Origin of the sequence: Psychromonas antarctica (assembly GCF_022267535.1) — a bacterium.
GTDB classification, from domain to species: Bacteria; Pseudomonadota; Gammaproteobacteria; order Enterobacterales; family Psychromonadaceae; genus Psychromonas; species Psychromonas antarctica.
Window position 1 is genome coordinate 1 of sequence record NZ_JAHNZV010000253.1, and the last position, 1,054, is coordinate 1,054.

The window sequence follows — 1,054 nt, forward strand, 5'->3', positions numbered from 1 at the left end:
TTCATAGGTCAGTTGTTTATATGTTTTCATTGTTGCATCTCTTGCCGGAGAAAAAGCGATTAGCATATATTCAGCTGACCGTTTTTTCTACCTATTCAAGTTATGCACTTATTATTTGAATCCAAGATATTATTAGAGGGGCGCAAACAACAGAAGTATTGGGCGATGGTACACGCGTAACCGCCCTTAATTATATTTCTCGCGCGACCGGTGAAGAAAAGCAGCTAGTGCTTGCGGGAATCTTTGTACAAATAGGCTTACTGCCAAACAGTGATTTCTTAAAAAACAGCGGTGTTGCCTTGTCACCTCGCGGTGAAATTGAGGTAAACGCCAAAGGTGAAACTTCACTCGTAGGTGTATTTGCAGCAGGAGACGTAACGACCGTCCCTTATAAGCAAATCATTATTGCTATGGGCGAGGGCTCAAAAGCGAGTTTAAGTGCATTTGATCACTTGATTCGCACACCCATTCCAAGTGCGAAGATCGCCGTTTTAGCGTAAATATCTACTGATTTATCTGATTTATCTGATTTTATAAGCATCTCATTACTTTCCTATGTCCTCAATTAGCAAAAAAAGGACATTATGGATGATGCAGAAGTCATTCACAGATGTTTCCTGTGATTTTCTGTCGACAGAAATATTGATGAAATCTTATGGGTTGTTGTAAAACTACAAAAATGGTTCCAATCTAGGAACCATTTTATGCATACCTTTCAATAAAAGGCATGCCGTTAAAAGTTGGTGTTTTTGCGCTGTTTAAATCCGAAAGCGAGAAGGCCAAGACCTAAAACGAAAACAATGCTAGGCGCTGGGACATCAACAGTATCAACGCTACCTTTCCAAACAACACCTGTAGCGAAGTTTTCACTATTAACAACCGCAAAAGTAAGGTTATCGTCACCTGAGATGTAAACTGAATTTATTAAATAACTCAAGTTTCGGGATTCAAAACAAACAATAAAACCCAAATAACTCGATGATTTTAAAGAGGTTGATGTCTCATTGTGGTAAAATACTTGTTAACTAGACAAAGGATAATACAACAAGAGACA

1 protein-coding gene and 1 pseudogene are annotated in these 1,054 nt (G+C 38.5%); one reads left to right on the forward strand and one right to left on the reverse strand.

The window, feature by feature from the left end; genetic code table 11:
- Positions 1–128: 128 nt before the first annotated feature.
- Positions 129–500 (forward strand): annotated as a pseudogene (locus KSO91_RS17330) (FAD-dependent oxidoreductase); the annotation flags it as partial.
- Positions 501–733: 233 nt separating this feature from the next.
- On the opposite strand, the gene KSO91_RS18005 reads toward KSO91_RS17330, so the two are convergent.
- A complete protein-coding gene (locus KSO91_RS18005) occupies positions 734–970 on the reverse strand; it encodes a PEP-CTERM sorting domain-containing protein (RefSeq protein WP_420830962.1) in 237 nt (78 codons plus the stop codon).
- Positions 971–1,054: the final 84 nt, after the last annotated feature.